The organism is Gilliamella sp. B14448G11, assembly GCF_016101765.1.
GTDB classification, from domain to species: Bacteria; Pseudomonadota; Gammaproteobacteria; order Enterobacterales; family Orbaceae; genus Gilliamella; species Gilliamella apicola_N.
Genome location: NZ_JACFPX010000017.1, coordinates 1 through 26951, shown reverse-complemented (window position 1 = coordinate 26951; position 26951 = coordinate 1). Strand labels below are relative to the sequence as shown.

Genomic DNA, 26951 nt, shown 5'->3' with positions numbered 1-26951 from the left:
TATTCACACACTATTATTAAACAAAAAAACAACAATCTAATTAAAGGTTTTGCATGGAAAATTGGCAAAGAGCATTTGTTTTGCACACACGTACTCAAACTGAAAGCAGCTTATTAGTTGATCTATTCATTGAAAATGGTGGCAAAATAACCGTTTTAGCTAAAGGAGCTCGACGAAAAAATTCTTCTTTGAAAGGGTTATTACAACCTTTTACCCCTTTAATAGTACAATATTCTGGTAAAGGTAATATAAAAATATTACGTCAAGTTGAAGCTATGTCACTCACTTTACCATTAGTTTCAGTTTCATTATATAGCGCTTTTTATTTAAATGAATTATTACATCGGGTATTAATCGCAGATACTGAGATGCCAACACTTTTTGATGATTATTTAAAAAGTTTACAACAATTGGCACAACAAGCTCCTGCTGAGAATGTACTACGTACTTTTGAACTATCATTATTAGAAAATATGGGTTATTACGTTGATTTTTTTCATTGTAGCGCGACAGGAGATAATATTGTTGAATCAATGTATTATCAATATCAATCCGAAAAGGGATTTATCGGTAGTTTATTAAGAAATAGTACCAGTTTCACTGGTGAACAAGTATTGGCTTTAGGAAATCGTGATTTTAGCACTGTTGATACACTAAAAGCAGCTAAACGCTTTACTCGAATGGCTTTAAAACCTTATGTTGGTTCAAAACCTTTTAAAAGTAGGGAGTTATTTTTGAAAATTTAGACATTTTAATCAAATTTTTTGTTAAATAAAGATTATTATTTCGCTCAATATAGTGACAACGTCGCATTTAAATAAATGTAATTATTATATTTTATTTGCATTTCTGTTTAACATAATCAAAAGCCAAATCAAGTTCCACTTGAAGCTCGAATGACTAATTCTACAGTACGAATTGGTAATGTTGGGTTATAAACTCATTGAATCAAATTTTTAACTGCAATTAGGGCGATACTAGCCAAAGATTGCTTATATCTCAAAAGAAATGTTAAAGGATAATAGGCATAATCCGCGTCATCAAAACTGATTGTAAATAATTTTGTTTTGGATTGATTCTTTGATTTAACGAAATTAATTGCATTGCCGTAAAATTGTTACCACAAACAACGTGTTTGATATTTAATTTTGACAAATAATTTATAACTTTTTCATCATTTTGTGGAATTTGAATTATCTAATCTTTAGTAATTCCCACATCAAATTAGAGCTACTAACTCGAATAATTGATATTGGCGCTAATGCTGAAATCTATTAAATTATCGATGAGCTTTGTGCAAATGGTATAGCCATTATTATGATAGGATCAACTATTAGAATTATTAATTTAAACTTGTAGTAACAATGGTAGTCATTTAATTACCAAAAGTGAGCAAGATTATCGTCCAGCAGAAAAAATCACAGGGATTGATACTGTTAGTGCTGGCGATTCATTTATGGCAATTAGTAGTGTGTTAGATTTGAAAGGTAAAGCATTACAGGAAATTAATATTAAAGCAAATCGTATCGCTTCTTACGTCTGTACCCCAAATGGTTCAATACCAGTTATACCTGAAACATATTTAGCAGAATTATAATTTTTTATAAGCCTAGCTGATTAGTAAAAAAATTAAAGCTAGGTAATTTAACTTACAACATTATAGTGTTACATAATTCTTGTCTAATATTCATAAATACCATTAATAAATTGATTTTGAGCTTTTTAAGTTCATGAAATCATCATAGATGATTAAATCGATAAAAATCTAATTTTAAATCAAGCTTAATCCTATTTAAAAACCTTGTAATAAGTGATAGTATATTCCGCTTATTTATGTACGCATGTGCGCTTTCGTGTGGCGCACCACTGTTATAAGGATTTATTATGCCAATTATTACTCTTCCTGACGGAAGTCAACGTCAATTTGATAAACCAGTTACTGTTCTAGAAGTTGCTCAAAGTATTGGAGCAGGGCTTGCTAAGGCTTGTATTGCTGGGCGTGTAAATGGTCAACGTAAAGATGCTTGTGATGTAATTGAAGAGGATGCAACATTAGCTATCATTACTGCCAAAGATGAAGATGGTTTAGAAATTATTCGCCATTCTTGTGCTCATTTATTAGGTCATGCTATTAAACAATTATGGCCTGACACGCAAATGGCAATTGGTCCAACTATTGACAATGGTTTCTACTATGATATCGATTTAGAACATTCTTTAACTCAGGAAGATCTTGATGCTTTAGAAAAACGCATGCACGAATTAGCAAAAAAAGATTATGAAGTAAAAAAAGAAGTTGTGAGTTGGGAACGTGCAAGAGAAGTATTTTGGGATCGTCGTGAACCGTATAAAATTGCTATTTTAGACGAAAATATTCCTAAAGATTCAACACCGGCACTCTATCATCATGAAGAATATATTGATATGTGCCGAGGACCACATGTTCCTAATATGCGTTTTTGTCATCATTTCAAATTACAAAAAATTGCAGGTGCTTATTGGCGTGGTAATAGTGATAATAAAATGTTACAACGTATTTATGGCACGGCTTGGGCGGATAAAAAACAACTTGATAGTTATTTACAATTTTTAGAAGAAGCTGCTAAACGTGATCACCGTAAAATTGGTAAACAACTAGATCTTTATCATATGCAAGAAGAAGCACCCGGTATGGTATTTTGGCATAATGATGGTTGGATTATATTTCGTGAACTAGAAGTTTTTGTTCGTACTAAACTAAAAGAATACAATTATCAAGAAGTAAAAGGTCCATTTATGATGGATCGCGTATTGTGGGAAAAAACAGGTCATTGGGGTAACTATAAAGAGTTAATGTTTGTTACTTCGTCTGAAAATCGTGAATATTGTATTAAACCAATGAACTGCCCGGGTCATGTACAAATTTTTAATCAAGGTCTAAAATCTTATCGTGATTTACCTTTACGTATGGCTGAGTTTGGTAGTTGTCATCGTAACGAACCGTCAGGTTCATTACATGGTTTAATGCGTGTTAGAGGCTTTACCCAAGATGATGCGCATATATTCTGCACTGAAGAGCAAATTCGAGGTGAAGTAAACAGCTGTATTAAAATGGTTTATGACACTTACAGCACATTTGGTTTTAAAGATATTACCGTTAAATTATCAACTCGCCCAGAAAAACGTATTGGTAAAGATGAAACATGGGATTTAGCTGAAAAAGATTTGGCTGAATGTTTAACTGAAAATGGTATTGAATTCGAATATTTACCAGGCGAAGGCGCATTTTATGGACCAAAAATTGAATTTACTTTACATGATTGCTTAGGTCGAGCATGGCAATGTGGTACAGTACAACTTGATTTCATGTTGCCAGAACGTTTAGATGCGACTTATGTAGGTGAAGATAACGAACGCCATACACCAGTTATGATTCATAGAGCAATTTTAGGTTCAATGGAACGCTTTATGGGAATTTTAACCGAAGATTGTGCTGGATTCTTCCCTACGTGGCTTGCTCCTTTGCAAGTTGCAGTAATAAATATTACCGATAATCAAGCTGAATATGCCAAACAATTAACCGAGCAATTGCAAAAAGTTGGAATTAGAGGAAAAGCAGACTTGAGAAATGAGAAAATTGGGTTTAAAATTCGAGAGCATACTCTAAAACGTGTTCCGTATATGTTTGTTTGTGGAGACAAAGAAATGCAATCAGGAACAATTTCAGTTCGAACTCGTCAAGGTAAAGATCTTGGTAGCTTTGAAGTGAAACATGTTATAGAATTGTTGCTTAATGAAATTCATAGTCGTTCATTAGAACAAATGAATTAACGATAAATTAATTTGGAGGAATGAGATATTAAAGTCAGTAAACGTATTCAGTCAACACGCGCGCATAAGATCAATGATGAGATTACTGCTCGTGAGGTGAGGTTAACCGGCGTCGATGGTGAACAGCTCGGTATAGTAAGCTTAGAAGAAGCTTTAAAACAAGCGGAAGAAGCAACTTTAGATTTAGTCGAAATAAGCCCTAATGCAGAGCCACCTGTTTGTCGAATTATGGATTATGGCAAGTTCCTCTATGAAAAGAGTAAAGCAACAAAAGAACAGAAGAAGAAGCAAAAGGTTGTTCAGGTTAAGGAAATTAAATTCCGACCTGGTACAGATGAAGGCGACTATCAGGTAAAACTCCGCAGCCTGATTCGCTTTCTAGAAGATGGCGATAAAGCTAAAGTCACGTTGCGTTTTCGTGGACGTGAAATGGCTCACCAACAGTTAGGTACTGAGATGCTTGATCGCATTAAAGAAGACTTAGCTGATTTGGCGGTTATTGAATCTTATCCAACTAAGATTGAAGGTCGTCAAATGATAATGGTGCTCGCGCCGAAGAAGAAGTAATGGTTTTGCAAGTTAATCTTTAGTTTTCTAAAAATTACACCATTATTTTATTTTTATTAACAATGCGAAGTGGAAATTAATAAAATGCCTAAAATTAAAACTGTAAGAGGCGCAGCAAAGCGCTTTAAAAAAACAGCTTCTGGTGGCTTTAAGCATAAACAAGCTAACAAGAGTCATATCCTAACCAAAAAATCAACTAAGCGTAAACGTCATTTACGTGGTTTGACTACTGTGTCAAAAGGCGATTTAGGTTTAGTTACTGCGTGTGTTCCATACGCTTAATTTATTGGTTAATTAATTAGAGGATATAGTTTATGGCTCGTGTTAAACGTGGTGTTATTGCTCGTGCACGTCACAAGAAAATTTTAAAACAAGCAAAAGGTTATTATGGAGCTCGATCACGTGTTTATCGTGTTGCTTTCCAAGCAGTAATCAAAGCTGGACAATATGCTTACCGTGACCGTCGTCAGCGTAAACGTCAATTCCGTCAATTATGGATTGTTCGTATTAATGCTGCTGCTCGTCAATGCGGTCTTTCTTATAGCCGTTTTATCAATGGATTAAAGAAAGCTTCAATTGAAATCGACCGTAAGATCCTTGCTGATATTGCTGTATTTGACAAAAATGCATTTGCTGCATTAGTTGAAAAAGCAAAAGCTGCATTATAATAGCTTTATAAAAGCCGAGTTATCTCGGCTTTTATCATTTTATTGACAATATTATTTAAGAGTAAAGTAATTATGAAATTAGTTGTTTTTCGTTTCTTTTTTAGCTTCATTAAAAATTTTCATTCGTGAGGCAATGGAAAAACGAAAAATAATTATAAAAGCCTCAGGAGAGGCTTTTTTTATGTAATGAACAATAAGCAGGAGAATTTTATGTCTCAATTAGTTGAACTGGTAAGTAATGCCAAATCCGCTATTGAAAATGCTAACGACATTAATACGATCGAACAGATCAGAGTGGAATATTTTGGTAAGAAAGGCTACTTTACATTGCAGATGGCTTCTTTACGTGATGTTCCTGCCGAAGAACGCCCAGCAGTCGGCCAAAAAATCAATGATGCAAAACAAGAAGTTGTTGAAATATTAAATCAAAAACGCAATCTTTTAGAGCGTCAAGCCCTAGATGCAAAACTTGCAAATGAGATGATTGATATTACCTTACCAGGTAAATCTCTTGAGTTAGGGGGATTACATCCAGTAACAAAAACAATTAATCGCTTAGTTGATTTTTTTGGGGAACTTGGTTTTGTGGTTGAAACTGGACCAGAAATAGAAGATGATTATCATAACTTTGATGCACTAAATATTCCTGCTCACCATCCTGCTCGAGCTGATCATGATACATTCTGGTTTGATGCGAAACGTTTATTGCGTACCCAAACTTCAACAGTTCAAATTCGAACTATGGAAAATCAAAAACCGCCAATCAGAATCATTGCTCCAGGAAGAACTTACCGTAATGACTATGATCAGACTCATACTCCGATGTTCCATCAAATGGAAGGATTATTAGTTGATAAAGACATCAGCTTCAGCCATTTGAAAGGTTTATTACATGATTTTCTTCATTGCTTTTTTGAAGATAATATGGAAATAAGATTTAGGCCTGGCTACTTTCCATTTACAGAACCTTCAGCAGAAGTTGACATTAAAGCTAAAAATGGTAAATGGCTAGAAGTATTGGGATGTGGAATGGTTCACCCTAATGTATTACGTAATGTTGGTATTGATCCTGAAATTTATAGCGGTTTTGCCTTTGGTATGGGAATAGAAAGATTGACAATGTTACGTTACGGTGTCACTGATTTACGTTCTTTCTTTGAAAACGACTTACGTTTTTTAAAGCAATTTAATTAATTCTGGAGATCAAAACATGAAATTTAGTGAAAGTTGGCTACGTGAATGGATCAATCCAGAAATTAGTAGCGAAATGCTAGCCGATCAATTAACAATGGCTGGTTTAGAAGTTGATAATGTGGAAAAGGTTGCAGGGGATTTTACTGGTGTAGTGATAGGAAAAGTTGTTGAGTGTAAACAACATCCTAATGCAGACAAACTTCGTGTAACTAAAGTGGACATAGGTAAAGATGAATTACTTGATATTGTGTGTGGTGCACCAAATTGCCGACAAGGTTTAATGGTTGCTTGCGCTACTGTTGGGGCAGTTTTACCTGGTGATTTTAAAATTAAATCAGCAAAACTACGCGGTGAGCCTTCAGAAGGGATGCTATGCTCTTATTCAGAATTAGGTATTACTGATGATCATAATGGTATTATTGAATTACCTGATAATGCGCCTTTGGGAAAAGATATTCGAGAATATTTAAATCTTAACGATGTTATGATTGATATAAGTGTTACACCTAATCGTGCTGATTGTTTTGGTATTGTTGGTGTGGCTAGAGATATATCAGCCGTTAATAATATTCCAATGAAAGAAATTAAAATAGCAAATGTACCAGCAACAATTTCTGATACCTTATCAATCCAAATAGATGCTCCAAAAGCAGCTCCTCGTTACTTAGGAAGAGTGATTAAAAATATCAATATCAATGCGATGACACCATTATGGATGAGAGAAAAGTTGCGCCGAGGAGGCATTCGTTCTGTTGATGCTGTCGTTGATATTACTAACTATGTATTACTTGAACTTGGTCATCCAATGCATGCGTTCGATTTAAACCAAATTGAAAAAGGCATTATTGTTCGTTATGCTCACCAAGACGAAGAAATGACATTACTTAATGGTAATGAAGTTAAATTGAATGATAAAACATTAGTTATTGCTGATCATAATAAAGTTTTAGCAATTGCCGGTATTATGGGCGGTGAAAAATCAAGTGTAACACAATCAACTACAGATATTTTTCTTGAGTCAGCTTTTTTTGCTCCATTAGCAATTACAGGTAAAGCTCGAGAATATGGTCTACATACAGAGGCTTCTCACCGCTATGAGCGTGGTGTCGATCCTGCATTACAGTTTGTTGCAATGGAAAGAGCGACACAATTATTAGTTGATATTTGTGGCGGGGAGGTTGGGCCTGTTATTGAAGTTATAAATCAAAGTGAATTACCCTCACAAGCAACAATAAAGTTACACCGTAACAAAATTGATCGAATTATAGGTTATTTCATTGAAGCACAAAAAATTACGGATATATTGGTTCGACTTGGTTGTGAAGTAGAATATAAAGGCGACATTTGGATCGTTAAATCACCTAGCTGGCGTTTTGACTTACAAATTGAAGAAGATTTGGTTGAAGAAGTTGCCCGCATTTACGGATATAACAATATTCCGAATGCAAATATGAAAATTGAATCGATAATGCAGCCAAAACCAGAAAGTATTATATCATTACGCCGAATAAAAGACTTATTGGTTGATCATGGTTATCAAGAAGCCGTGACATATAGTTTTGTTGATCCTAAAATTCAGCATATTCTTCATCCGAATGAACCTGCAATCACTTTACCAAATCCAATTTCCAGTGAAATGTCTGTAATGCGCTTATCATTGTGGTCAGGATTATTAGATGCGGTGCTCTATAATCAAAATCGACAACAATCCCGTTTACGATTATTTGAAACGGGTTTACGTTTTATACCAGATGAAAAATGTGAGTTTGGTGTTCGTCAAGAATTCATGCTTTCTGGAGTTATTACGGGTAATTTATACGAAGATCATTGGCAATTACCTAAAAAGAGCATTGATTTTTATGATCTAAAAGGGGATCTTGAAGCCATTTTCTCACTGTTAGGTTGTGATGGAAAAGTCCAGTTTAATAGAGCAGAATTATCAGCTTTACATCCAGGACAAAGTGCAGTAATCAATTTAAATGATGAGGTTATCGGTTATTTTGGTGTTTTACATCCAGAAATCGAAAAAAAATTATCTTTAAATAGTAAAACGCTTGTTTTTGAAATAAATTTAGCTAAAATTAACTTTAAAAAGGTGCCTGTTGCTCAAGACCTTTCAAAATATCCGTCAAACAAACGAGATATAGCGATTATTGTTTCAAATACAATTCCAGCAGCAGAAATTATTTCAGTGTGTAAGCAAGCTGGAGGAGAGCAACTTGTTAAAGTTAATCTTTTTGATGTCTATCAAGGAGATAACATTAAAGAAGATCAAAAAAGCCTTGCTATCAGTTTGATTTTACAAGACAAATCACGTACACTTGAAGAAGAAGATATAGCAAACATTGTAAGCAAGTGTGTCACTGCTTTACAAAATCATTTTAAAGCCCTATTAAGAGAATAATAACTATGACATTAACTAAAGCTGATATTGCAGATCGTCTTGCCGAAAAATTTAATATTGATCGTCAAGAAGCTAAAGTCCTTGTTGAACTTTTTTTTGAAGAGATTCGAGTGGCTTTAGAAAAAGGGGAACCGGTAAAATTATCTGGATTTGGTAATTTTGCTATACGTGATAAAAATTCGCGCCCAGGTCGTAATCCAAAAACTGGTGAAAGTGTGGATATCTCCGCTCGTCGAGTTGTTACATTCAGACCAGGTATTAAATTCAGAGAACGAGTAGAAAAGAATTTAGCACTATAATTTACAATGTAGGATTAAATTCTATACTCTTATTACAATCGCCTTTCTTTAAAATTAAGATTAAAGAAAGGTCGATTGGGTAGTATTGGATAAAATAATAATTGAAATAATTTTATAATTAAAGCATAATATAACCTTTCCTATGGAGGCACTATGGGTCCTCTTGCAACATTTTTTTGCTCATCAGGTCAGGTCCGGAAGGAAGCAGCCAAAGTAAAAAATATGTGTGTGAGATGTGGCTGATAGAGTCTCCACCACAAAATACTTTTAGTCTAAGATTATCTGTTTTATAATAAAAATAAGAAAAATAAGAAATGATGTATAAGGAAATTTATTTTGAAACTACCATCCCTTCTTCCCATAACGCTAGTCATGATTTTAAGCGGTTGTTCGATTTTACCTCATTCTGGACCAAGTTTTTCTTCAATAAAAGATATAAATAAAAATAATCTCAGCCAAGATGCAATCTATAGTAAAGTTAATTTAGTCGATCTCAATAATTCAATTAATTTTACTAAAGATGCTAACTCATCTAAGAGTCCTATAAAATTTATCAATGAAACAACAAATCAAATTCAAAAAGTCGATAAAATTGGGAAAGGGGATAGTCTAAAAATCTCAATTATTGAAACTCCACCAGCAATATTATTTACAGGATCAAGTGATACAGGAGCTCCTAGAACTGGATTAACTGATTTGCCAATAGTGACAGTTAATTCAAAAGGCCTTATTTCTTTACCATTTGTTGGAATTTTAGAAGTTGATAACAAAACCCCTTCGCAAGTACAAAATGAGATAATGGAAAAACTATCTGGTATTGCCAATAGACCCCAAATTATAATTACGGTTTTAGAGAAAAGATCGTCAACAGTAACTGTTATTGGGGACAAGTTTAGTGGAAAATTGACCCTTACCGCTAAGGGTGAGCAATTATTAGATGCTGTTGCCATGTTAGGTGGTAATATGTATGATATTAAAGATACATTAATACAACTCACTCGAAATAAAAAAAATAGCCAAATTCCACTAAGTTTAGTTTTATCAAATCCTCAATTTAATGTTCACCTTCAACAAAATGATGTTATTACTTTAATTAATAAACCAAGTTCTTTTATTTCAATGGGAGCTACAGGGGCAACCAGAGAAGTACGATTTGAAGCTATAGGAATTGATTTATCTCAAGCACTAGGTCGTATTGGAGGTCTAAATGACAATAAAGCAAATGCAAAAGGCGTGTTTGTATTTAGATATCAAGATAACCAATTATCCAATAACAATAAAGAAACTATTCCAACAGTTTATCAAATTGACTTGACTAATCCTAACTCATTTTTCATTATGAAAAATTTCCAAATTCAAAATAATGATATTGTTTATGTTGCATCTGCACCTATTATTGAACTACAGAAATTCTTATATGCGGTGTTTTCACCAGGTGTAGGGATGATTAATCAAGTTAGCCAAATAACAGAATAATTTATTAATCGATAGGCTTGATACTATTATGTCTTTATTCATAAAGTTTAAAAAAAAATGGTTACTGCATTTACTTGTAACATTACCGACTTTATTGTCAATAATATATTTTGGATTGATAGCAGAAAATATTTATACATCCGAAGCAACCTATATTATACGGTCATCTGATACCCAATCATCATTGGGAGGGTTGGGGAGTATTTTTTCAAAAGTTGGTCTTTCTCGTTCTAATGATGATTCATATGTTGTTCTCTCATATATAAAGTCTAGAGATGCATTGTCTTCTATTGAACAATTGTTACCCATTAAACAATGGTATACTCAAAAAGGTGATGTCATAGCTCGTTTTAATGGATTCAACTTTGAATTTATGGATAAAAATGAATATTTTTATCGTTACATGAGTAACATGATAAATGTCAACTTTGATATTTCTACCGGTATTGCTACGATTAAAGTCAATGCATTTGATATGCAAGATGCTTTTGATATTAATGAAAATTTATTAAAAAAAGCTGAAGGATTTGTTAATCAAATAAATTTGCGTGCTAAACAAGACCTTATAACTGCATCTTTAGCTGAGCTAAAAGATGCTGAACTACAAATGAAAAAAGAAGCTCAAGCACTCGCTGACTTCCAAAAAAATAAAAATAAAGATGCTAATCTGGCTGAATATCAACAAATTCTCATAAATAATACTGTTGCAAAACAGCAATTTGAAGCAGCTACATTATCTTTACGTAATGCTCAAGTGGAGATAACGAAGAAACAGCTTTATTTAGAACGTATAGAGCAGCCTAGTGTTTCTGATGTCTCATTTAAACCTTCACGTATCTATAATATTATCGCAACTTTTGTCATATGCCTGATTATATATGGAATATTTAATTTGATGTTAGCGGGGATAAGGGAGCATAAAGATTGATGAATGAATTAATTTCTAGAACTCAATTTTTACGCTCACTTATTATACAAATTAATGTGATAAAAGCTTTAATATTACGTGAGATCATTACTCGCTATGGTCGTAATAATATTGGTTTTTTATGGTTGTTTGTTGAGCCCATGTCATTAACATTATTAATAAGCCTGATATGGTACTTTTTTAAAGTTGACGTTGTTTCTAATCTTAACATCATTGCGTTTGTGCTGACAGGTTATCCAATAGTTATGATGTGGCGTAATAGCTCTTCTCGAGCTAAGGGTGCTGTTAAAGCCAATCAAGCTTTACTATATCACCATAATATACGTATTTTGGACGTTGTGTATGCGCGTATTTTTCTTGAAATGATTGGTGCAAGTGCAGCTCAAATCTTTGTGATGATAATTTTCATTTTTTTGGGATTAATATCCATACCGAACGATCCATTTTATATGCTATGTGCTTGGGGGCTAATGTGTTGGTTTTCTCTAGGACTTGGATTGATCATTTTTGTTTTATCAGCCAAATTTGAATCTTTTGATAAAATATGGGGAACACTAAGTTTTATCATGATCCCTTTTTCTGGTGCATTTTTTTGGGTTGACACTTTTCCTAACGAAATTCAAGGGTTATTACTTTTTCTACCTCCTGTACATGGAACTGAAATGTTCCGTTTTGGATATTTTGGTTCATCTGTCATCACTCATGAAAGTATAAGCTATCTAATTTTATGTAATGTGGTTCTACTTTTCATTGGATTGGCTATGGTTAAAATATACGAAAACAATATAATTGAGGAAGGATAATGATTATAGTCGACAATGTATCCAAAAAATACGCTACACGAAAAGGGTATAAAACTGTTTTAAATAATATTAGTTTTACTTTACATCGAGGTGAAAAACTCGGAATTCTGGGTCGCAATGGGGCAGGTAAATCAACATTAATAAGACTTATAAGTGAAATAGAAAAACCAACATCAGGTACTATCAAACGCAGTATGTCCATTTCTTGGCCATTAGCTTTTACTGGTGCTTTTCAGGGTAGTTTGACTGGTATGGATAATTTACGGTTTATATGTAGAATTTACCAGACTGAAATAAAAAAAACGAAGGAATATGTAGAAGATTTTGCCGAATTAGGAGATTATTTATATGAACCTATTAAAAAATATTCTTCAGGCATGAGGGCTCGTTTAGCTTTTGCATTATCTTTGTCAATAGAATTTGATTGTTATCTAATTGATGAGGTTATCGCTGTAGGGGATTCAAGATTTACTCAAAAATGCAAAAACGAATTATTTGAAAATAAAAAAGATCGTTCTTTAATATTGGTGTCACATAATATGAATGCTATCAAAAGTTATTGTGATAAAGCAATGGTTTTAGAGGAAGGGCTATTACATCAATTTGAAACTATAGACGAAGCTTATCAATATCACAATAAGCAATAACGTTTAATTTAAAAGTCATTCGCTTTCTTATGCAAAAAATTGCTGTTTTTTCGAAAAAAATCATCAAAATTAAAAACATTAATCATTTTTTTCCTGATTTAATTTTTACAGATAAGAAAAATAAAAAACAAGCTAATGCAATTGCTGGATGGGGACTTCGCCCAACTACAAAAAAAGCAAGAAAATATGCAACAGAAAATAAACTGCCGTTTATTTCGCTTGAAGATGGTTTTTTACGTTCTGTGGGTTTGGGATTAGAGGGGTATTCTCCATTATCACTTATAGCTGATAGTACAGGTATTTATTATGATGCTCGTTTTCCCTCAGAATTAGAAAAATTGATAAAAGATAAAAGCCGTCTAGTTCTCCATTTAGATTATGCAATACAAGCGATAAAATTAATAACTGACAATGAATTAACAAAATACAATCACGCGCCAAACTTTACAGGTTTCAGTAATGAACATCATCTTCAAAATGAGAAAGTTTTAGTAATTGATCAAACTGTTGGTGATATGTCTGTCAAATATGGTGATGCAGATCATCAAACTTTTCTTGAAATGTTAGATAAAGCATTACAGGAAAATCCTACCGCAACCATATATGTTAAAACACATACAGATGTTATTAATGGTTATAAAGAAGGTTTTTTAACAAGTAATTTAAATAAAGATTCAATAGTTTTACTCAGCGAGGATATTAATCCTATTTCATTGTTAAAACAAATTGATAAAGTTTATGTAGTCACATCTCATATGGGATTTGAAGCTCTTTTATTAGGTAAAGAAGTTATTACCTTCGGATTACCATGGTATGCTGGATGGGGAGTGACAGACGATCGACATAAAAATATAAAAAGTTTAAAAAATAATGAAAGAAGAACAGAGGCGACTATTACCGAATTATTTGTAGCAAGTTATATCCTATATTGCCAATATATAAATCCATATACAGGTAAAAAAGGAACAATATTCGACGTTATTAATTATCTCACTAAAATTAAAAAATTAAATAATAAACTTCGTGGTTCAGTTAAATTAGTTGGATTTTCATTCTGGAAAAAACACGTATTACTGCCATATTTAAATCTTCCTTCAGTCAAAATTCATTTTTATTCTATTAATAAGTTTAGAAAGATTGAAAATGACAACAAATTAAATCATGATGTCAAATCCCAAAAAATATTAATCTGGGGGCAAGGTAAAAAAAGTATTATTCCAATTATTCAGAACGAAAAATTTTGTATTATGCGTATAGAGGATGGCTTTATTCGATCAATAGGATTAGGCTCTAATTTAGTAATGCCATATTCCTTAGTGATAGATGGGTTAGGTATATATTTTAATTCTCAAAAAATTAGCGAATTAGAGTCATTATTAGCGACTAGAGTGGTGACAAAACAAGAGCAAGAAAAAGCTAAATCATTACAAAAATTGATAATTGAAACAAAAATAAGCAAATATAATGTTGGTAATGAAAAGAATATTAAACCTAATCATGAAAAAAGAAAAATAATATTAATACCTGGTCAAGTTGAAGACGATGCGTCGATAATATTTGGATCACCTATAATCAAAACCAATTTGGAACTGGTTCAAATGGTTAGAAAAAAAAATCAAGACGCTTATATTATTTATAAACCTCATCCTGATGTTTTAAGTGGTAATAGAATAGGGGAGATAAATAAAACGGAATTAAAAAAATATGTGAATGATATTATTGAATTTGCTGATATTATTCATTGCATTGAGCAGGTTGATGAAATTCATACAATTACATCATTAGCAGGTTTCGAAGCATTAATCCGTCATAAAAAAGTTGTTTGCTATGGTCAACCATTTTATTCAGGTTGGGGATTAACTACAGATTTATATCCTAATTCTCTTAGGCGTCGAATTTTATCATTAGATGAGTTAATTTATATTGTGATGTATGAATATTCGATATATATTCATCCTAAATCTCTAGATTTCACAGATCCAGAAACATTGGTTAAATATTTAAATAATGAAAAATTAGAAAAGACACGACTAATTAACCAATTTTGGTTAAAAAAGCAACTTCAAAAAATAAAGCACATCCTCCATCTTATTGTTAAAATAAAGTTTAGTAAAAATTGATTAAATAAGTCTGAAAACGTTATGAATGTTATAATATAATTTACTATGTGAAATTTTATCTAATTATTTTAAAAAATAGAGAAATTATTACCATTTACTAACATCTTTTACTCAAACATGCAATTTGCTCAAAAATAATTCTAATAAATTTTACAAAAATTTAATATTAGCTTATCATAATAGTAAATTAATAATAAATATTATTGTGTTTTATTACATTAATTATTATTGAAACTAAACCTTAGAATAAAGTTATATTTATAATCATAAATTAATAAATTATATGCAAGTTTTTGGTTTCATAAATGGATTTATAAAGGAACTAGATTAATAAATTATATACTTGTATTTATAACAAATAATATGTTTTTTTATGCGAAATAATTTATTATGTGAATTATGGAATGAGTCATTATTTATATGAGTTAGTTCAAACGAAAGAAAATATTCTTTTGTTACAAGGACCTGTTGGTCCATTTTTTAAAAATGTTGCAAAATGGTTACAAAATCAAGGATGTAAAGTTTATAAGATTAATTTAAATGGAGGCGATGAGTTTTTCTTTCCGCGGAATAGTATGTCTTTTTATGAACCGATTGCCAAATTTCATCAATTTTTAGTCGATTATATTGAAAAATATAATATTAATGCAATTGTTGTTTTTGGTGATTGTCGAGCTTACCACAAAATAGCTAAATTAGTAGTTAATTCCAACCCAAGTTTATCATTTTGGGTTTTTGAAGAAGGCTATTTAAGACCACATTATATTACGTTTGAAAAAAATGGTGTGAATGGCTTTTCTCTAATTCCTAAAAATTACGATTTTTATCAAAATATTCAAATTACCTCTTTTAAGAAAAACAAAGAAAAATCACATTTTTATACGATGGTTTACTATACTTGTGTTTATTATATTTTAATGTTTTTAAAAAGACGGCAATACCCAAATTATATACATCACAGAAAAAACTCACTAACTTTTTATGCTTTTCATTGGAGCTTAGCATTAATAAGAAAATTTAAGTCAAGACTAATATTGCCAAGATTAACAAAAAAAGTGGTTAATGACGAATATAATCCATTTTATATTTTTCCATTGCAATGTGATCAAGATTTTCAAATACAAGTTCACAGTTACTACCATTCAATGAGATCATATATTTTTAGGGTTATTCGATCCTTCTCTATGTTTGCTGATGATAAAAGTTATCTACTTATTAAGCATCACCCAATGGATGAAGGTTTTAATAACTATAGAAAATTGATTAAAAAATTAGCTGAACGATATGGTGTTAGTAAAAGAATAATATATATGCATGGTATTCCTATGCCTGTTTTGTTAAGGAAAGCCAAAGGATTAGTTACAGTTAACAGTACTTGTGGACTTTCAGCGCTTATCCATGGATTACCAGTTAAGGTATTAGGTAATGCTCATTATGATATAAAAGGACTAACTTTTCAAAAAGGGCTCCATTATTTCTGGAAAGAAGGGCAAAAACCTGATGCTGAATTGTTTGAACGTTATCGAACTTATTTATGTAGTAAATCCCAGATAAAGGGATCAGTTTATTATACTGATTTTGAGTTGAACATTAATTAATTTCTTTCGAAAATATTAGCGAGAAAACTAGAATGGAAAATATAAATATAATTGGTAATTATTCGGACCATAATGGAAATTTGGTTTTCGCGCCTAAAAATTTACATAATGTTACAGTGAATTTTGTTGGCGGAAACAATAAATTAATCATTGCTGATACAAGTAAAATTCGTAATATTAATTTTGATTTTCCATCACATAATGCAGTTATTATGATTGGTGAAAATGGAAACTTATCAGGGCAAATAAGAGCTGGTTATTGTTGTAATATTAACATTGGCGATAATGTAACTTGTACTAATAAAATATATATAACATCAGCAGAAAAAACGAAAATTGTAGTTGGAGATGACTGCATGTTCGCAACAGGTAATCAAATTCGTTCGGATGATGCTCATGCAATTTATGATGTTAATACAGGAGATCGAGTAAATAAATCAAAAGATATCATTATAGGTGAGCATGTATGGTTTGCTTTTAATTCTGTCGTTTTATCTGGTAGTCAAATAGGTGAAGGTTCTGTAATTGGTTTTGCCAGCGTTGTAAAAGGAAGATATCCAAACAATTGTGTAATTGTTGGATCTCCTGCTAGGACCACTAAAAAAGATATTGCTTGGGAACGGCAAAATATCATGTTAACTGAGCCCTGGATTAGAACACATGCTAGTCAAATAAAAGCGCAAAAGCATTATTGGAATAAGACAATTAAAAATAAGCCAATATATGTAGGCCAAGGAGTATTTCATAATATCTATAAACTCTCACCTATAAAAGACTCTATTGATGAAAAAAAATGTCATCATTATGTTGAATTGTATAACATTTTATTAAAAAACAATAAACTCTATTTAACAGGTATCGCTGCTATTATTGGCATCCCTTGCCCTGATTATACTCCTTGTATAAAAAACTTCTTATTATTTAGTAAAGAGAATTCATGTTATCAAAAACAGTTAGCAAAATTTTCAGATCCAAATATTAGTCGGAAATTATTTAATGGAGATTATATTAGTTATGATAAAGCTGGAATGTTTACATTTAAAAATGAAGGTTTATTAATTGATGATATTCCTGATGGTATTTATAAATTAGGGGTGAAGTCAACCTTTAACGAATTGGAATATTACAGTGATCTAAAAATTGAAAATTTGAAAGAGTCAGTTTTTCAAGATTCAGAAATTATTTTAAAGTTATATTGTGTTAAACACTCTGTTTATTTTGAGAAAGTAAGTAAAAAATTAAAATAAGTTTTGTATTATGAGTAAATGTTAATTTGATAGTATGAGTAAATTCAATAAATTTGTAAGAAATCCAGGTATTTTTCTTAGGGACTATTTTATAAATAAATATCCTTTATCATTTGATGAACAAGGTCACAATGTTATTAATGAAAATATATTAATCACGGATGATTTTAGGTTATATAACATTTATGAAAATCAATGTTCAGAAACTATTGATGTGGTTATTACATGGGTTAATAATAATGATCCCAATTGGATTAAAAAGCTAAATTATTATAAAGCTCATAGTAAAAGTGATATTAATCATTTATCGATTGATAATTCAAGATTTGAAAATCATGGTGAACTATACTATGTAATAAAAAGTATTGAATCTCACATACCTTGGGTAAACTCAATATATTTAGTTACAGATGAACAAATTCCAGAATTTCCTTTGTCCAATAAAGTTAAAATAATTGATCACAAGCAAATAATAAATCATAAATATCTTCCCACATTTAACTCTCATGTTATTGAAGCACATTTACATAATATTCCTAGATTGTCTGAAAATTTTATTTACTTTAATGATGATGTGTTTATTGCCAGAAAACTACCTAAAACACATTTTTTAAGTGGCAATAATTTGTCATCTTTGTTTTTAAATAAAAAAAATTTGGATCAAATGATTCAGAAAGGTATTAATACTCCAACTTTATCTGCTAGTTTAAATTGTCGTAATTTACTATTAAAAAAATATAATAAAAAAATAAATAATCCATTAGCTCATACTTATGTTCCATTAAAGAAATCATATTTCGAGTTAGCTTGGACATTGTTTACAAATGAAATTAATGGATTTCTTCCCAATCGATTTAGATATGAAAATGATCTCAATTTAGCGACATTCCTAGTTCCTTGGATGATGTATTTAGAAGGTAAATCCAAATTGTCACGTGATATTTGTTACTATTTCAATGTACGTTCATCAACAGCTAAAACTAATTATACTTTCCTTAGTAATAGATATGAGTCATTGCCTCATTCTTTTTGTGCAAATGATTTTTCAGCAAAAAATATTAATGAAAAAAACTACAAAGATAATTTAATAAAGTTTTTGAGTAGATTTTATATTTAAATAAATAATAACAGATTAAAATTATTTCTTTAATCGGCTAACTTCATGAATTATAGGGTCTTAAAAGATTATGTCAATAATAAAAAAATGGAATAAATTAAAAAAGAATCCTAAGCTTTTTTTCTCAGATATGTATGTAAAAAGGCAAAATTATATTTTAAAGCATGCCCCATCAATAAAATACAAAACAGGACAAGAATTCTCTGTAGTATCAGCAGTTTATGGCGTAGAGAGATATTTAAATGATTATTTTGAAAGTTTAGTCAATCAAACTATTGGATTTGAGGATCATATTCATTTAATTTTAGTCGATGATGATTCTAAAGATAATTCTGCACAGCTCATTAAAAAATGGATAAAAAAATATCCAAATAATATTACTTATATTCATAAAGAAAATGGTGGGCAAGCATCTGCACGTAATTTCGGTATGGATTATGTAAAAACTAAATGGGTAAGTTTCATGGATCCTGATGACTTTGTCAGTTTAGATTATTTTGAAGAAATTGCAAAAGTGTTGGATAAAAATCCTGAAGATATAGGAATGGTTAGTTGCAATTTCATTTTTTATAATGAAAATGTTGATCAATACAGTGATACACATCCACTAAAATATCGTTTTGCAAATGGAGTAAAATATAACTCTAATTTTGAGTTTGGAAAAAATATCGTGATGTCCGTTAATTCAGGAGTATTTCTTACACAAGTAATTCTTGAAAACGATTTATTTTTTGACACTAGATTGAAACCTTCATTTGAAGATGCACGTTTTGCTTCAGAATACATATACTATGTTAAAGCACTAAAAGTAGCTTTTTTACCTTCCGCTAAATATTATTATAGAAAAAGAGATGACAATTCTTCAACCTTAGATACATCTTGGAATGATAAACGTAAATTTTTAGATGCTTTAGAACGCGGTCCAATATTTGTTTTGGAATTTTATAAGGAAAGATTAGAACAAATACCAGAATTTATTCAACGACAAGCTTTATATGATTTCGCTTGGATTTGTAAACGTTTAATCAATAATCCAAATCCTTTAAATATCCTCAGTGAAGATGAAAAAATTAGGTTTTATGAAAATGCCAAAAAGGTTTTATCTTATATAGATAAAGAAGTAATTTTGAGTTTTGATTTAGCAGGTATTTGGTTCTTATTCAAAGTAGGAATACTAGGATTTTTTAAAGGTATAACGGATATAAGTCAGATCGCCTATATAGAAAGATATGATCAAGCTAAAAAAGAAATACTAATCTCGTATCATAGTTATAATGATAGTAATATTGCAATACTGTTTGATAATAATGATACAATTCCAAAGTATCAAAAAAAGAAAAAACACACATTTGGTGATAGATATTTTGTAACAACATATAAACTATGGGTTCAGTTACCAGAAAACTTCAATAAATTTGAAATTAAATTTAATGGTGTTCATTCAAAAATTTTCATCAAAGGAACTTTTTTTTATACTGGGGTTTCTTATGAAAAAATGATAGAAAATTTAGCAAAGTTCGTTCAAACAAACAGAAGAGATCATTGGATTTTAATGGACAGAGATTCTGCAGCTGACGATAATGCAGAGCACTTATATCGGTATATAAGATCTGCACATCCAGAGCGAGATATTTACTATGTATTATCTAACAAATCTCATGATTGGAATCGTTTGAAAAAAGATAATTTTAATTTATTAAACTTTGGCTCCTTTGAACATAAAAAATTATTAAGAACGGCATCAAAAGTAGTGAGTAGTCATATTGATAAATATGTTAATGATTATTTTCCTGACGGATCAATGTTAAATCAACAATTTGTATTTTTACAACACGGTGTGATTAAAGACGATTTATCAAATTGGATTAATACCAAGAAAAATGTAAGTATAATGCTTACGAGTACAGAACCGGAGTTCAATTCAATTGCATTTGACGATAAATACTTTTTAACAAATAAAGAAGTAAAATTAACAGGTTTACCAAGGCATGATGCATTATTTTTTCAAAAAGACAAATTTGCATCAGATAAAAAAACGATCTTAATAATGCCTACATGGCGTGATTCTATTTTACCTAAAGCAAAAACAGATCGTTCAGAGCGCGATAAAAATCCTGATTTTATGTTAACTGATTATGCTGTACATTGGAAAAGTTTCATACATAGCGAAGAGTTAAAAAAAATAACGAATGATGGAATAAAAGTTATTTTTGCACTACATAAAAATATAGAACCATACTTGGACGAATTTAATATACCCTCATATATAGAACAATGGCGTTCTGAAAACTGTAGCATTCAAGAATTATTTTTGAAATCAACACTTCTTATCACAGACTATTCATCTATTGCCTTTGAAATGGCATATATTGAAAAACAGATTATATACTATCAATTTGATGAACATGAATTTTTTTCAGGGAAACATACTTTTTCTAAAGGTTATTTTGATTATAGAAAACATGCTTTTGGTCCTGTTGTTACGACAGAAGAAGATTTGACTAATGCTTTAAAAGAAATTGTTAAAAATGATTTTGCTATTCAAGAACCGTATTTTTCAAGAATTAAAAATGTTTACCCTTACAGAGATGGTAAATGCTGTGAAAGGACTTTTCAAGCTATTGAAGATTTAGATAAACCTAATGAAGCGCTTGAGGAAGTAAATTTTACAATACTAGCTGATTTTCTGTTAAGGGCGTATGAAGAACTTAATTGGCCAATAGCTATAGAGCGCGCTAAACGATTATTATCCTTTGATAAAACTCAAGAAGATATAGCACAACTTATTTTAGCAGAAGCATGTTACTATCAGAGAAAACCTTCAATATTTCCTGTTGATATTAATAATATTAAAAATGATAAAGTGAAGGCATTTCTTTTTATGGGATTAGAACAATGGGAGAATGCTTATGTTAGTTGGAGTAAAGTAAAGGAAAATTCAAGCTCTAAATTCTTTTATCAGTTAATTTGTTGTCAGTATTTAACTAATAATGATTATGTTGTTAAAGTTCAAAATGAATTTTTGCAACACTCAAAATATGATAAAGAAACGTCATTATTAATTAATGCATTAATATCAGCATCTAATGAAAATTGGAATGATGCTATAGAACAATTAAATATTCTACTTAAAAGTAATGTAAAAGATAATTTTTTGAAAAGATTTTTTCCTGAATTAATTCTGGCAGATGTATATAGGAAAAATAATGAACCTGATAAATGTCAAACACAGTTAGTTAATTTTGAAAAACACAAAACGGACAATTTTGAATTCGAATTACAGAAAATTAAATTATCTCTAATGAAAGAAGATTATTCTAATGTGCTCTCTCATTTAAAGAAAACATTTAATAATAACTATATGATAATTCCTGTTTCAGCTTTGAATCTTTACATTAAAGCACTAGATATGTCTGCAAATTGGGATGAAATCATAGCTTGCTCTAAAGTTTTATTGAAGAAAGAAGGATATTGGAAAATTCTTGCACAACAAATGTTAGCAGAGGCTGGTTATCGAAAATATCAAATATCTCTGTTTTTTAATAATGTAAAAGTCCGGATTGAAGATATTAAAGATAATAAAACCAAAGCATTTATTTTAATGACTCAAGAAAAATGGGAAGAAGCGTTTCAATATTGGGAAAAAATCAATGATAAAAAAGTGATAGATCTTTTTTATCAATTAACGTGTTGCTACTATATCCCCAATTCGCTGCATACAGCTAAAATTAATTTTGATTTTTTAGAAAAAGGATTATTTGAACAAAATGAATTAGATATATTAAATGGGCTCGTGAAAATGACACAACAAAATTGGGGTGGGGCTATTATGCAGCTTAATCCTTTAATAAATTCTAGTACATCTGTATATTTTTTGAAAAAATATATACCACAATTAATTTTAGCTGATATTTTTCGTAACATAGGGCAATTTGAAAAATCAAATGAGTTATTAGACGATTTCGAAAAACACACTCCTAATAATGTAGAATGCCATATACAAATGGCAAAAGTGTCCCTTGCTCAGAAAAATTATCAAAAAGTAGTTAATTTATTAAATAAGATATTTGATAATAAGTACCAGTTGATGCCGCCGTCAGTTTTATCTTGTTACATTAAAGGATTAACAATGTTTGTAAGTAATGAAATGGCAAATTTAGATAAAATTATTAAATTTTCTGAGAAAAAATGATATTTTATTCAATTGACAACCTTTTTATCAATATAGAGGTTGTCAATAAATAACAAGATAACTTATCCGTTAATTAAAGTTTTTTAATGAGTTAACTTTTTCATTAAAGCATCGAACAACATGCATTTCCATTCCTACAAGTTGTTTGACTGTTAATGGTTTTTCCATGCAGAAAATCTCAAATCCCTCTATTTTGGATGCATAATCAAGCCATAAATTTCTATATAAATATATATGACTTCCGTTATTAAAAATAGACCATTTGATTATATTTTTTTCAAGTTTTTTCCAAGGTTTAAATTTTGTAATAAAATGGATATTTTTAGTATCAAACTCAAAATTATCATCACTTTCTCGTGTGGATAGAACTCGATGATTATAAGTTTCTGGAATTTTCTTGAATTTTCCTTTTGTACTTTCAATGACTAATGCAAAAGCAATTTGTTCTAATAATTTTGCATTAGGAGACTCTCTTTTAAGTAATTGGTAAACTTCAGATAGTTTTTCGAAAAAATTTTGTTCAGTATAAATTTTATTATTAAAACCAAGAAATCCTACATTCATGTAATCAATACTTTGTCCTGAAATTATATTTTCATCTATGAGTTTTTTAATAGTTTCTTTTTCAATATTTTCTTTTTCTAAATCTACTTTATTAGACCACCCGGAAAAAAAAACATCACAAGGTTCTATTTCATCTAATATATATTTACCAACACAAAGAATATCATAATCAACTTTATAGGAATAAGTATAACCTAATTCACCAAGATAAATAGGTAATGCATAATTATAAAAAATATCAATAGGCCAATGATTTTCAATCATAGTCGAAAATTTTTCTTCAATACCAAATTTGCTTAATTCCTTAGTATCAACAAAATTTATCGAATATTTATTTAATGTTTGTTGCATAGATGGTGTCAATTTACTACCATCAAAACACATAAACAGATCAAATATACCTTCATTGTGTTCATTAATACTTTCCAAAGCAACGAGCGCGGGAAAATAAATATTCTCATCGCCCGCAATAAATACCGCCTGTTTTTTCATGTTTTTCCCTAAATAATTATTTAAAAATCCCTTAACAAGGAAAAGTCTAAAAATAGAACTACATATTATAGTATAAATTTAATTATATAAAATATTTTCACTATTAAAGTACCATAGGTTAGTATTTTAATTATTGCAATAATTAGGTCAAATTAATCTACATAACTTATATGTTTTAGATTAAATTCTCGTTTCATTTTATATACAAGTATTATCTTTTAATAAATATATTAATATTTAAACGCTTTATTAATGATGTTAGTTAACAGAGTAATGTGGAGTATCGCGAGTAAAAAAGAATTATATTTATCCTGCTGCTAATAATGTTTTCATTATAATTGCCGTTAATAAAGTGCTAGGTAACATAAATATATATAAACAGGATGTTATCTAGATAGTTATACTAAAACAAATGAATAGTATGGGTATAATTTTACTCAAACTATGCTTTCCTGAAAATTCTTGACAAGAATTACTAAATTAATTATAACATTCGATTCTTACTCGTGAGCTAATCATTTTAAGTTGTATTTTTAAAAAGAGTCATTAATGCTACATCAACAAAGCACCAATAATAAATTAGAACTTCTTAGCCCAGCCAAAAATATCGAAATTGCTAAACAAGCCATTTTACATGGTGCAGATGCTGTATATATTGGCGGACCAAATTTTGGCGCTAGACATAATGCCGGTAATTCGGTTGGCGATATTGCACAATTAGTTGAATTTGCTCATCAATATTATGCAAAAATTTTTGTTACATTAAATACTATACTTCATGATAATGAATTGGAATCAGCAAGGAATCTGATTTGGCAATTGTATGATGCTGGAATCGATGCTTTAATTGTCCAAGACATGGGCATATTGAATATGGATATTCCACCAATTGATTTACACGCTAGTACTCAAATGGATATTCGGACACCTGAAAAAGCAAAATTCCTTTCTGATGTTGGTTTTTCTCAAATTGTGTTAGCTCGAGAACTTAATTTAACTGAAATTGCTAATATTAATCAGAATACTGATGCAAACATTGAGTTTTTTATACATGGTGCACTGTGCGTAGCTTTTTCTGGCCAATGTTATATATCTCATGCTCAAACTGGACGAAGTGCTAATCGAGGAGATTGCTCACAAGCGTGTAGATTACCTTATACTTTAAAAGATGATAAAGGTCGAATTGTTGCTTATGAAAAACATTTATTATCTATGAAAGATAATAATCAATCGGACAATCTAATTGGGTTAGTTCAAGCAGGGGTAAGATCATTTAAAATAGAAGGGCGATATAAAGATCTGAGTTATGTCAAAAATATAACAGCATTTTATCGGCAAAAATTGGATAAAATTTTAGATGAATCATCTGATTTAGTTCCTGCTTCTAGCGGTCGAGTTGAACACTTTTTTACACCTGACCCTAATCGAACATTTCATAGAGGAAGTACAGATTATTTTATTCATGGTAGAAAGCCAAATATTGGTGCTTTTGATTCCCCAAAATTTATTGGTTTACAAATTGGCGAAATAACTAAAGTTACATCTAAAACTTTAGATATTAAATCCAAAAGCACATTAAATAATGGTGATGGAATTAATGTATTAATTAAACGTGATATTTTTGGATTTAGAGCGGACAAAGTCGAAAAAATATCACGAGATCATTACCGCATTTACCCTAATGAAATACCTAAACAGCTTTATTCTATTAAATTGCCACATGTTGTTAATCGAAATTTAGATCATGTATGGCAACAAAATTTACTAAAAGATTCGAGTAAACGATGCATTGGTGTTTCATTCGAACTCCGAAATAGTACTGATGGTATTAGCTTAATAGCAATAAGTGAAGAGGGTATTAGTGTTGAATTAGCACTCAAAGGAAATTTTGAACCTGCTACTCAGCCAGATAAGATTCTTAAAAATATTCAAGAAAATATATCTAAACTAGGAAATACAATCTATTATCTTTTAGATCTCAAAATAAATTTATCAGAAGTTTATTTTATTCGTAATAGCCAACTCAATCAGTTAAGACGAGAAGTTATTGATAAACTCACTATAGAAAGATTAACAAATTATAAGCGCAATATACGAAAACCAGAAATAAGCCCAACGCCAATGTATCCAGAAACACAATTGAGTTTTTTAGCTAATGTTTATAACCAAAAAGCTCGAGAATTCTATAGTCTACACGGTGTTGAATTAATTGAAAGTGCTTATGAAGCCCACGAAGTCAAAGATGACGCTCCATTAATGATAACTAAACATTGCTTAAGATTTGCTTTTAATTTATGTCCAAAGCAAGCTAAAGGTATACAAGGTGTTAAAACTAAAGTAACACCCATGAAATTAGTGCAAAATAATAATGAAGAATTATTACTGAAGTTTAATTGCAAAGCTTGTGAAATGCAAATTTGGGGAAAAATAAAAAAACATATATTAAAAATGCCATTACCTGGTAGTGATATTATTTTAATGGTCAAAAGTTAAAATTCTATTATAAAAAGAGAATTTTTAATATAAGGCTCATTATTTAATGAGCCTTATATTATACAGATTATAATTAATAGTGACTTATAAAAGTCAAGAATAACAATTAAGTTCAAAATAAAAGAAGAGAAGAAAAGAGGACTAAATGATATTGGCCGGTACTTAAATACATTTCAATAAATTATATTTAACATAATATACATTATGCGAACCGATATAAATTTACAAGCAGAGCGCTAAATCACAATGCTAACTGAAAAATTTGTGACATCTTGTACCTGCTCGGGATTGGACAATCAGACACTTTGACTTATCGAATTTCACGAACAGTC

At 30.3% G+C, this 26951-nt stretch carries 19 protein-coding genes, 1 other RNA gene and 1 pseudogene; 20 read left to right on the top strand and 1 reads right to left on the bottom strand.

The genetic code is table 11. The features are described 5' to 3' along the window. Positions 1 to 53: 53 nt before the first annotated feature. From recO to H3S88_RS10485, 19 genes and pseudogenes are all read left to right on the top strand, one after another. Positions 54 to 746 carry a DNA repair protein RecO gene (gene recO, locus H3S88_RS10575; protein ID WP_198227950.1) on the top strand — a complete coding sequence of 231 codons (693 nt, stop codon included), beginning with the start codon at positions 54 to 56 and terminating at the stop codon, positions 744 to 746. Between the two features lie 617 nt (positions 747 to 1363). After that, positions 1364 to 1597: pseudogene (locus tag H3S88_RS10570) on the top strand (carbohydrate kinase); the annotation flags it as partial. Between the two features lie 287 nt (positions 1598 to 1884). Continuing rightward, a complete protein-coding gene (thrS, locus tag H3S88_RS10565; protein ID WP_198227948.1) occupies positions 1885 to 3810 on the top strand; it encodes a threonine--tRNA ligase in 1926 nt (641 codons plus the stop codon). A gap of 27 nt (positions 3811 to 3837) precedes the next feature. Next, positions 3838 to 4377, top strand: a complete 540-nt coding sequence (gene infC / locus H3S88_RS10560; protein ID WP_025315574.1) for a translation initiation factor IF-3 — start codon at positions 3838 to 3840, stop codon at positions 4375 to 4377. 84 nt (positions 4378 to 4461) lie between these two features. Then, positions 4462 to 4659, top strand: coding sequence for a 50S ribosomal protein L35 (gene rpmI, locus H3S88_RS10555; protein WP_025315575.1), 198 nt, complete (start codon positions 4462 to 4464; stop codon positions 4657 to 4659). Positions 4660 to 4691: 32 nt separating this feature from the next. Next, positions 4692 to 5045 carry a 50S ribosomal protein L20 gene (rplT, locus tag H3S88_RS10550; protein WP_024496189.1) on the top strand — a complete coding sequence of 118 codons (354 nt, stop codon included), beginning with the start codon at positions 4692 to 4694 and terminating at the stop codon, positions 5043 to 5045. Positions 5046 to 5255: 210 nt separating this feature from the next. Next, on the top strand, positions 5256 to 6239 hold the full coding sequence (pheS, locus tag H3S88_RS10545; protein WP_198227946.1) for a phenylalanine--tRNA ligase subunit alpha: 984 nt from the start codon (positions 5256 to 5258) through the stop codon (positions 6237 to 6239). Between the two features lie 16 nt (positions 6240 to 6255). Beyond that, on the top strand, positions 6256 to 8643 hold the full coding sequence (pheT, locus tag H3S88_RS10540) for a phenylalanine--tRNA ligase subunit beta (RefSeq protein ID WP_198227944.1): 2388 nt from the start codon (positions 6256 to 6258) through the stop codon (positions 8641 to 8643). A 5-nt stretch (positions 8644 to 8648) separates the two neighbouring features. Then, the gene (locus H3S88_RS10535; protein ID WP_039126771.1) at positions 8649 to 8942 is read left to right on the top strand and encodes an integration host factor subunit alpha; all 294 of its coding nucleotides are present in this window, start codon (positions 8649 to 8651) and stop codon (positions 8940 to 8942) included. A 152-nt stretch (positions 8943 to 9094) separates the two neighbouring features. Next, positions 9095 to 9190: signal recognition particle sRNA small type (ffs, locus tag H3S88_RS10530), an RNA gene on the top strand. 88 nt (positions 9191 to 9278) lie between these two features. Then, positions 9279 to 10418, top strand: a complete 1140-nt coding sequence (locus tag H3S88_RS10525; RefSeq protein WP_198227942.1) for a polysaccharide biosynthesis/export family protein — start codon at positions 9279 to 9281, stop codon at positions 10416 to 10418. Between the two features lie 28 nt (positions 10419 to 10446). Further along, positions 10447 to 11346 (top strand): hypothetical protein, encoded by a 900-nt coding sequence (locus tag H3S88_RS10520; RefSeq protein WP_198227940.1) that lies wholly within the window; start codon positions 10447 to 10449, stop codon positions 11344 to 11346. Further along, positions 11346 to 12149 carry an ABC transporter permease gene (locus H3S88_RS10515; RefSeq protein WP_198227938.1) on the top strand — a complete coding sequence of 268 codons (804 nt, stop codon included), beginning with the start codon at positions 11346 to 11348 and terminating at the stop codon, positions 12147 to 12149. The genes H3S88_RS10520 and H3S88_RS10515 overlap by 1 nt, the downstream gene beginning before the upstream one ends. Further along, complete coding sequence (locus tag H3S88_RS10510) at positions 12149 to 12796, top strand: ABC transporter ATP-binding protein (protein ID WP_198227936.1); 648 nt, start codon at positions 12149 to 12151, stop codon at positions 12794 to 12796. Before H3S88_RS10515 ends, H3S88_RS10510 begins: the two co-directional genes overlap by 1 nt. Before the next feature lie 29 nt (positions 12797 to 12825). Further along, positions 12826 to 14916: a capsular polysaccharide biosynthesis protein gene (locus tag H3S88_RS10505; protein ID WP_198227934.1), complete on the top strand. Its 2091-nt coding sequence runs from the start codon at positions 12826 to 12828 to the stop codon at positions 14914 to 14916. Between the two features lie 404 nt (positions 14917 to 15320). Next, positions 15321 to 16514, top strand: a complete 1194-nt coding sequence (locus tag H3S88_RS10500; RefSeq protein ID WP_198227932.1) for a capsule biosynthesis protein — start codon at positions 15321 to 15323, stop codon at positions 16512 to 16514. A gap of 32 nt (positions 16515 to 16546) precedes the next feature. After that, entirely contained in the window at positions 16547 to 17761 is a 1215-nt protein-coding gene (locus H3S88_RS10495) for an acyltransferase (protein ID WP_198227930.1), read from the top strand. A gap of 34 nt (positions 17762 to 17795) precedes the next feature. Beyond that, positions 17796 to 18878 carry a stealth family protein gene (locus H3S88_RS10490; protein WP_198227928.1) on the top strand — a complete coding sequence of 361 codons (1083 nt, stop codon included), beginning with the start codon at positions 17796 to 17798 and terminating at the stop codon, positions 18876 to 18878. A 70-nt stretch (positions 18879 to 18948) separates the two neighbouring features. After that, positions 18949 to 23070, top strand: a complete 4122-nt coding sequence (locus tag H3S88_RS10485) for a CDP-glycerol glycerophosphotransferase family protein (RefSeq protein WP_198227926.1) — start codon at positions 18949 to 18951, stop codon at positions 23068 to 23070. Between the two features lie 69 nt (positions 23071 to 23139). Here H3S88_RS10485 and H3S88_RS10480 read toward each other — a convergent pair whose 3' ends face one another. Further along, positions 23140 to 24126 (bottom strand): glycosyltransferase, encoded by a 987-nt coding sequence (locus H3S88_RS10480; RefSeq protein ID WP_198227924.1) that lies wholly within the window; start codon positions 24124 to 24126, stop codon positions 23140 to 23142. Positions 24127 to 24675: 549 nt separating this feature from the next. Here H3S88_RS10480 and H3S88_RS10475 point away from each other — a divergent pair. Beyond that, on the top strand, positions 24676 to 26619 hold the full coding sequence (locus tag H3S88_RS10475; protein ID WP_198227922.1) for a U32 family peptidase: 1944 nt from the start codon (positions 24676 to 24678) through the stop codon (positions 26617 to 26619). The last annotated feature ends 332 nt before the right edge of the window (positions 26620 to 26951 follow it).

Bases quoted from the DNA above. Each gene is read 5' to 3' on its own strand.
- H3S88_RS10535 (WP_039126771.1), top strand. From the start codon at position 8,649: ATGACATTAACTAAAGCTGATATTGCAGATCGTCTTGCCGAAAAATTT.
- H3S88_RS10505 (WP_198227934.1), top strand. From the start codon at position 12,826: ATGCAAAAAATTGCTGTTTTTTCGAAAAAAATCATCAAAATTAAAAAC.
- recO (WP_198227950.1), top strand. From the start codon at position 54: ATGGAAAATTGGCAAAGAGCATTTGTTTTGCACACACGTACTCAAACT.
- H3S88_RS10515 (WP_198227938.1), top strand. From the start codon at position 11,346: ATGAATGAATTAATTTCTAGAACTCAATTTTTACGCTCACTTATTATA.
- H3S88_RS10480 (WP_198227924.1), bottom strand. From the start codon at position 24,126: ATGAAAAAACAGGCGGTATTTATTGCGGGCGATGAGAATATTTATTTT.
- rplT (WP_024496189.1), top strand. From the start codon at position 4,692: ATGGCTCGTGTTAAACGTGGTGTTATTGCTCGTGCACGTCACAAGAAA.
- H3S88_RS10520 (WP_198227940.1), top strand. From the start codon at position 10,447: ATGTCTTTATTCATAAAGTTTAAAAAAAAATGGTTACTGCATTTACTT.
- H3S88_RS10495 (WP_198227930.1), top strand. From the start codon at position 16,547: ATGGAAAATATAAATATAATTGGTAATTATTCGGACCATAATGGAAAT.
- H3S88_RS10490 (WP_198227928.1), top strand. From the start codon at position 17,796: ATGAGTAAATTCAATAAATTTGTAAGAAATCCAGGTATTTTTCTTAGG.
- rpmI (WP_025315575.1), top strand. From the start codon at position 4,462: ATGCCTAAAATTAAAACTGTAAGAGGCGCAGCAAAGCGCTTTAAAAAA.
- pheT (WP_198227944.1), top strand. From the start codon at position 6,256: ATGAAATTTAGTGAAAGTTGGCTACGTGAATGGATCAATCCAGAAATT.
- H3S88_RS10485 (WP_198227926.1), top strand. From the start codon at position 18,949: ATGTCAATAATAAAAAAATGGAATAAATTAAAAAAGAATCCTAAGCTT.
- H3S88_RS10510 (WP_198227936.1), top strand. From the start codon at position 12,149: ATGATTATAGTCGACAATGTATCCAAAAAATACGCTACACGAAAAGGG.
- pheS (WP_198227946.1), top strand. From the start codon at position 5,256: ATGTCTCAATTAGTTGAACTGGTAAGTAATGCCAAATCCGCTATTGAA.
- H3S88_RS10500 (WP_198227932.1), top strand. From the start codon at position 15,321: ATGAGTCATTATTTATATGAGTTAGTTCAAACGAAAGAAAATATTCTT.
- H3S88_RS10475 (WP_198227922.1), top strand. From the start codon at position 24,676: ATGCTACATCAACAAAGCACCAATAATAAATTAGAACTTCTTAGCCCA.
- thrS (WP_198227948.1), top strand. From the start codon at position 1,885: ATGCCAATTATTACTCTTCCTGACGGAAGTCAACGTCAATTTGATAAA.